General features: G+C 79.6%; 2 protein-coding genes. Both read left to right on the top strand.

Translation table 11 applies throughout. The annotated features are described in order from the left end of the window. The first annotated feature begins 44 nt into the window (after positions 1 to 44). Entirely contained in the window at positions 45 to 4,856 is a 4,812-nt protein-coding gene (locus tag DT057_RS33425; RefSeq protein WP_128566323.1) for a type I polyketide synthase, read from the top strand. After that, positions 4,853 to 6,549 (top strand): condensation domain-containing protein (locus DT057_RS33420; RefSeq protein WP_244937427.1); only part of this gene is annotated, 1,697 nt, incomplete at its 3' end. The genes DT057_RS33425 and DT057_RS33420, both read left to right, overlap by 4 nt.

The raw sequence follows: 6,549 nt of genomic DNA, 5'->3' as shown, positions 1-6,549 counted from the left end.
CGCCGGGGCGCGCGGGCCGCCGGCCGCGCCCCGGGGAGCGGCGCGTGAGCGCGGTCGCGGTCGTCGGCCTCGCCTGCCGCCTGCCCGGCGCCGACTCGCCGGAGGCGTACTGGCGCCTGCTCGTCGCCGGCCGGGAGGGAATCCGCCGCCTCGACCCCGCGGAGCTCGCGGCCGCCGGCGTCGGCGCGGAGGCCGACGCGCCCGGCTACGTCGCCGCCAAGGGCGTGCTCGACGGGGCGGACGCCTTCGACGCCGCCTTCTTCGGGTTCAGCCCCCGCGAGGCGGCCCTGCTCGACCCCCAGCAGCGCGTCTTCGTCGAGTGCGCCTGGGCCGCCCTCGAGGATGCCGGCTACGCGCCGAGGGAGACCGGCGGCGCCGTCGGGGTCTTCGCCGGCAGCATCCTGAGCACCTACCTCCTGCAGAACCTGTGGCCGAACCGCCGGCTGGTCGAGGAGGCCGGGGCGTTCCCGATGGCGGTCGGGAACGACCCGACCTTCCTGGCGACCCGGGCGTCCTACCTCCTCGACCTGAGGGGGCCGAGCGTCAGCGTCGGCACCGCCTGCTCGACGTCCCTCGTCGCGGTCCACCTCGCCTGCCAGAGCCTCCTCGCCCACGAGTGCGACATGGCGCTCGCCGGCGGCGTCTCGGTCCACCTGCCGCTCACCGCGGGCTACCGCTACCGGGAGGGCGGCATCCTCTCGCCCGACGGCCATTGCCGGCCCCTCGGCGCCGCGGCCCGGGGCACGGTGGCGAGCGACGGCGTCGGCACGGTGGTGCTCAAGCGCCTCGACGACGCCCTCCGGGACCGGGACTGCGTCCGGGCCGTGATCCTGGGCTCGGCCGTCAACAACGACGGCGCCGGCAAGGTCGGCTTCACGGCGCCCGGAATCGCCCCGCAGGCGCGGGTGATCGCCGAGGCGCTCGCCGTCGCGGGCGTCGCGCCCGCCTCCGTGGCGATGCTGGAGGCCCACGCCGCCGGGACCGCGCTCGGCGACCCGATCGAGGTCGCGGCCCTGGCGGAGGTCTTCGAGGGCGCCCCGGGGCCGGTCTGGCTCGGCTCGGTCAAGGGCAACATCGGCCACGTCGACGCGGCGGCGGGCATCGCCGGCCTGATCAAGGCGGTGCTCGCCGTGCAGCACCGCACCGTCCCGCCGAGCCTGCACGCCCCCGCGCCCGAGGAGCGCGGCGCCCTCGCGGGCACGCCGTCCCGGGTGCCGGACACGCCGCCCCGGGTGCCCGGGACACCGTTCGGGCTGCCGGGCACGCCGTTCCGGGTGCCGGGGACGCCGCAGGCCCATGCCGGTCCGGCGCCGATGCGGGCGGGGATCAGCGCCTTCGGCATCGGCGGCACCAACGTCCACGTGGTGATCGAGGAGCCCCCGGCCGCCCCCGCGGCCCCGGCGGCGCCGCGGCCCGAGCTCCTGATGCTGTCGGCCCGCACCCCGGCCGCGCTCGAGGCCGCGACCGCGCGGCTCGCGGCGCACCTCGCGCGCCATCCCGGCCTGCCCCTCGCCGACGTCGCCCACACCCTGCGGGTCGGCCGGGGCGCGTTCGCGCTGCGGCGCGTCCTCGTCGCCGGGAGCACGCCCGAGGCCGCCGCCGCCCTGGAGGAGGCCGATCCCCGGTGCCTGCCGGCCGCCGCCGCGCCGGACGGGGGCGCGCCCGTGGCGTTCCTGTTCCCGGGCCTCGGCGACCACTATCCCGGCATGGGCTTCGAGCTCTACCGCGACGAGCCGGTCTTCCGGCGGGCGGTCGACGCCTGCGCCGACCTGCTGGCGGCCCACCGCGACGGCGATATCCGCGACGCGCTCTACCCGGGCCGCGCCTGGGCGCGGCCGGACGGGGAGGCCCCGGAGGCCCCGGAGGCCTCAGAGGCCTCGGACGCCTCAGAGGCCCCGCCCGGCGCCGGGCGGATCGACCTGCGCGCCATGCTGGGCCGCGGCGCCGGGCCGGCCCCGCCGGCCGAAGGCCCGGCGGACGGCCAGCCGATGATCTTCGTCACCGAGTACGCCCTGGCCCGCCTGCTCATGAGCTGGGGCCTCGTCCCGGAGGCGATGCTCGGCTACTCCATCGGCGAGCTCGTGGCGGCCTGCCTCGCCGACGTGTTCACGCTCCCGGCGGCGCTCGGCCTCGTGGCCGGCCGGGCGCGGCTGATCGCCGGGCGGGTCGGGCCCGGCCTGATGCTGGCGGTGCCCCTGGGCGAGGCGGCCCTGCGGGCCCGCCTGCCGGCCGGCACGGACCTCGCGGCCGTGAACGGCGCCGGCCTCTGCATCGCCTCGGGCGCGCTCGAGGGCATCGCCGCCCTCGAGCGCGCCCTCCTGGCGGACGGCGTCGCCTGCCGCCGCCTCCCCGCCACCCACGCCTACCACTCGGCCATGATGGACCCGATCGTGCCCGACCTCGCCGCGCTCGTGGCGCTGGCCGGGCCGCGGCCGCCCCGCATCCCCTGCCTCTCCTGCGTCACCGGCGACTGGCTCACCGACGCCGAGGCCACGGATCCGGACTACTGGGCGCGTCACCTCTCCCGCACCGTGCGCCTCCGGGACGGCCTCGCGCGCCTGCTCGACGACCCGGAGCGCATCCTGCTGGAGGTGGGGCCGGGCCAGGCCCTGACCGCCCAGGTCGTCGCCGAGCGGGCGCGCCGGCCCGGGAGCCGCAACCCGGCCATCCCGACCCTGCGCTGGTCCTACGGCCCCGATTCCGAGCGCGTGGTGCTGCTGCGCGGCCTCGGCCGGCTCTGGCAGGCGGGTGCTCCCCTCGACCGGGCGCGCCTCCTCGCCCGCGAGGGCCCGGGCGGGGAGGCCCGCGGGGGCCCCCGCCGGGTGCCGCTGCCGACCTATCCCTTCGAGCGCCGGCGCCACTGGATCGATCCGCCCGGTCCCGCGGCGGCGCCCGAAGCGCCGCCCGAGGCGCGCCGGCCCCTCGGCGAGTGGGTCCACCTGCCGTGCTGGCGGCCCTCCATCGCCCGACCGGACCCGGCCGCCGGGATGGCCGGGTCGGGGCCGGCCGGCGGGATGGCCGGGCCCTGGCTCGTGCTCCTCGACCGCGAGGGCGTCGGCGCGGCGCTCGCGGGGCGCCTGCCCGGCGCCGTCGTGGCGGTGGCGCAGGGCGCGCGCACCGATCTCGGCGGGGAGGCCTGCACCCTCGACCCGTCGGACCCCGACGCCTACCGCGCCCTCGCCCGCACCCTGCGCCGGCGCGGCGCGATGCCCCGCCGGGTCGTGCACCTCTGGTCGCTGGCGCCGGCGGGCGCCGCCGCCCCGTCCCGGGCCCGCTTCGCGGCCGCCCAGGCGACGGGATTCCACGCCCTGATGCAGCTCCTCCAGGCGCTCTGGGCGGAGGGGCAGGCCGGCCCCCTGCGGGTCGACGTCGCGGCGAGCGGCCTCTTCGACGTCACCGGGCGCGAGGCGCTGGCCCCCGAGCGGGCGACCCTCCTCGGCCCCGTGCTGGTGGCGCCCCAGGAGCGGCCGGGCCTCGCCTGCCGCCTGCTCGACGTCGAGGACCCGGGCGCGCCGGACCTGCCCGCGCTGATCCTCGCCGAGCTCGCCGCCCGTCCCGACGCGCCGGCCGTGGCCCTGCGCCAGGGACGGCGGTTCGTGCAGGCGCACGCGCCGGTGCGCCTCGACGCGCCGGCCGGCCCGCCGTTCCGCGAGCGCGGGGTCTACCTCGTCACCGGCGGCCTCGGGGGCGTCGGGCTCGCCCTCGCGCGCCACCTCGCCGACGCCGTCCGGGCCCGGCTGGTGCTCCTCGGCCGCACCGCGCTGCCCGACCGCGCCGCCTGGCCGCGCCGCTTCGGCGGCGACGCCTCGGCCGAGGCCGGCGACCCGCGGGTCCGCGACCTCGTCCGGCAGGTGATCGCGCTCGAGGCGCGCGGCGCCGAGGTCCTGACGCTCGCCGCCGACGTCGCCGACGAGGACGCCCTGGCGCGGGCGCTCGCGGCGGCCGAGGCCCGCTTCGGCGCGCTCCACGGCGTCTTCCACTGCGCCGGCAGCGTCGGGCCGCAGGCGTTCCGGGAGATCGCGCGGGCGAGCCCCGCCGACGCCGAGGCGCAGTTCGCCGCCAAGGCCTACGGCACCCTGGCCCTCGACCGGGCGCTCGCCGGCCGGACGCTCGACTTCTGCGCCCTCGCCTCGTCCCTCTCGGGCGTGCTCGGCGGCCTCGGCTTCTCGGGCTACGCGGCCGCCAACCTCTTCCTCGACGCCTTCGCGCCGGCCAGGCGCCGCGCCGGCGGGACGCCCTGGATCAGCATCGCCTGGGACAGCTGGCGCCTGCCGGAGCGCCGGGGCGCGGTCGAGGGGCTCGGCGCCACGGTGAGCGGCTTCGGGATGGCGCCGGAGGAGGGGGCCGAGATCTGCGCCCGCATCCTGGGGCTGCGGGCGGAGCCCCGGGCGGTGGTGTCGACCGGCGACCTCGCGGGCCGCCTCGCCCAGTGGGTGACGCGGGAGGAGGCGCCCGCGCCGGCGCCCCTCGCCCCGCACGCGCGGCCGGACCTGCGCCTCCCCTACGCGGCTCCCCGGGGCGAGGTGGAGGAGGCCCTGGCGGCGATCTGGAGCGAGCTGTTCGCCGTCGCGCCGATCGGCATCCACGACAACTTCTTCGAGCTCGGCGGCCACTCGCTGCTGGCGACCCAGCTCAACGCCCGCATCGCGGCCCGCCTCGGGGTCGAGATGTCCCTCGCGGCCCTGCTCCAGGCCCCCACCGTCGCGGCGCTCGCGCCCGCCGTCGTCGCCGCCAAGGCGGCGCGGGCGGACCCCGAGGCCCTGGCGCGGATCCTGGCCGAGCTCGGCGGGCTCCCGGCCGACGACCCCGCCCGGCCCGGGCCGCGCGGCCCCGACACCCAGGCGGCAGGCCCATGACCGATTCCGTCTCGCGCATCCGGGAGCTGTCCCCGGCGCAACGCGACCTGCTGCTGCGGCGCCTCGCGGGCCTCGAACCGCCCGCGCCGGGGCCGGCCGCCCCGGACGGGCCGGCCGGCCCGGACGGCGCGCCGCCCCTGACCTTCGCGCAGGAGCGGCAATGGTTCCTCGACCGGCTCTCGCCGGGCGATCCGGCCTTCATCATCACCGGGGCCCTGCGGCTCGACGGGCGCCTGTCGGCCGCGGCGCTGTCGGCCGCCCTCGACGCCATCGTGGCCCGCCACGAGCCCCTCCGGGCGCGCTTCGCGGCCGGGCCGGAGGGGGTGGTCCAGGCCGTCGCCCCGCCGGCGCCCCTGCCCGTCGCGCGGGTCGACCTCGCGGGGCAGCCCCCCGCCGCCCGCGAGGCGGCGTACCGGCGGCTCTACGCCGAGGAGACCCGGCGCGGGTTCGACCTCGCCGCCGACCGGCTGGTGCGGGCGACCCTGGTCGCCCTGTCGGAGACCGAGCACGTCCTGGTCTTCAGCCTGCACCACATCGTGTCGGACGGCTGGTCCCTCGGCGTGCTCCTGGAGGAGCTGGCGCGGCTCTACGCCGCCCACGTGCGCGGGGTGCCGCCGGACCTGGCGCCCCTGACCCTGAGCTACGGCGCCTTCGCGGCCTGGCAGCGCCGGCGCCTCGCGGGCGGCGCCCTCGCGCGCGGGCTCGCCTACTGGCGGGGGCAGCTCGCCGCGCCGCCGCCGGTGCTCGAGCTGCCCCCCGACCGCGCCCCCGGGGCCGGCCCGGGCCGCGACCGCGCCGGCGCGGCCTGCGCGGTGCGCCTCGACCGGGCCCTGCGGCGCGACCTCGAGGCCCTGAGCCTGTCCCACGAGTGCTCCCTGTTCGTGACGCTGGTCGCGTCCTTCATGGTGCTGCTGATGCGGCTCTCCGGGCAGGAGGACGTGCTGGTCGGCGCGCCGGTGAGCGGGCGCATCCGGGTCGAGACCGAGGGGCTGATCGGCCTCTTCCTCAACACCGTGGGGTTGCGGGCCCGGCTCACCCCGGACATGACGGCCCGGGAGGCCCTGGCGCGGGTCCGCGCCGCGGTGCTGGAGGCGCTCGAGCACCACGAGGTGCCCTTCGAGCGCGTGGTGCAGGACGTCGCCCCCGAGCGCGGCCCCGGCCGCCACCCGCTGTTCGAGACCTTCTTCAACTACACCCCGAGCCCGCCCCGCAGCCTCGACCTGCCCGACCTGCGCGCGACCTACGAGGCGCCGCCGGCGATGCGCTCGGAATTCGCCATGGTGCTGTACGTCACCGAGTGGGAGGGCGCCCTCGACCTGAGGCTCGTCTACCAGGCCGCCCGCTACACCGAGGCCCGCGCGGCCGCGCTCCTCGCCCAGTTCGAGGCGGTGCTGCGCCAGGTCGCCGGCGACCCGGGCCTGCGGCTCGGCCGCATCGACCTCGCGAGCCCGGGCGGGATCCTGCCCGACCCGGCCGCGCCCCTGCTCCGGCCGGCGCAGGAGCCCGTCCCGGCGGCCATCGCCCGCTGGGCGGCGGCGGCGCCGGAGGCGCCCGCGGTGGCGCAGGACGAGGTCGTGCTGAGCTACGCGGCCCTCACGGCCCGCGCCGCCGCGGCGGCCGGGCGGCTCGTCCGCGCCGGCCTCGCGCCCGGGGACGTGGTGGCGGTGGAGGGCCCGCGCTGCCCCGGCCTCGT

Source organism: Methylobacterium crusticola, from assembly GCF_003574465.1.
In the GTDB taxonomy this organism is placed as follows: Bacteria; Pseudomonadota; Alphaproteobacteria; order Rhizobiales; family Beijerinckiaceae; genus Methylobacterium; species Methylobacterium crusticola.
The sequence above is the reverse complement of the archived record's forward strand: the minus strand, read 5'-3'. Positions and strand labels throughout refer to the sequence as shown.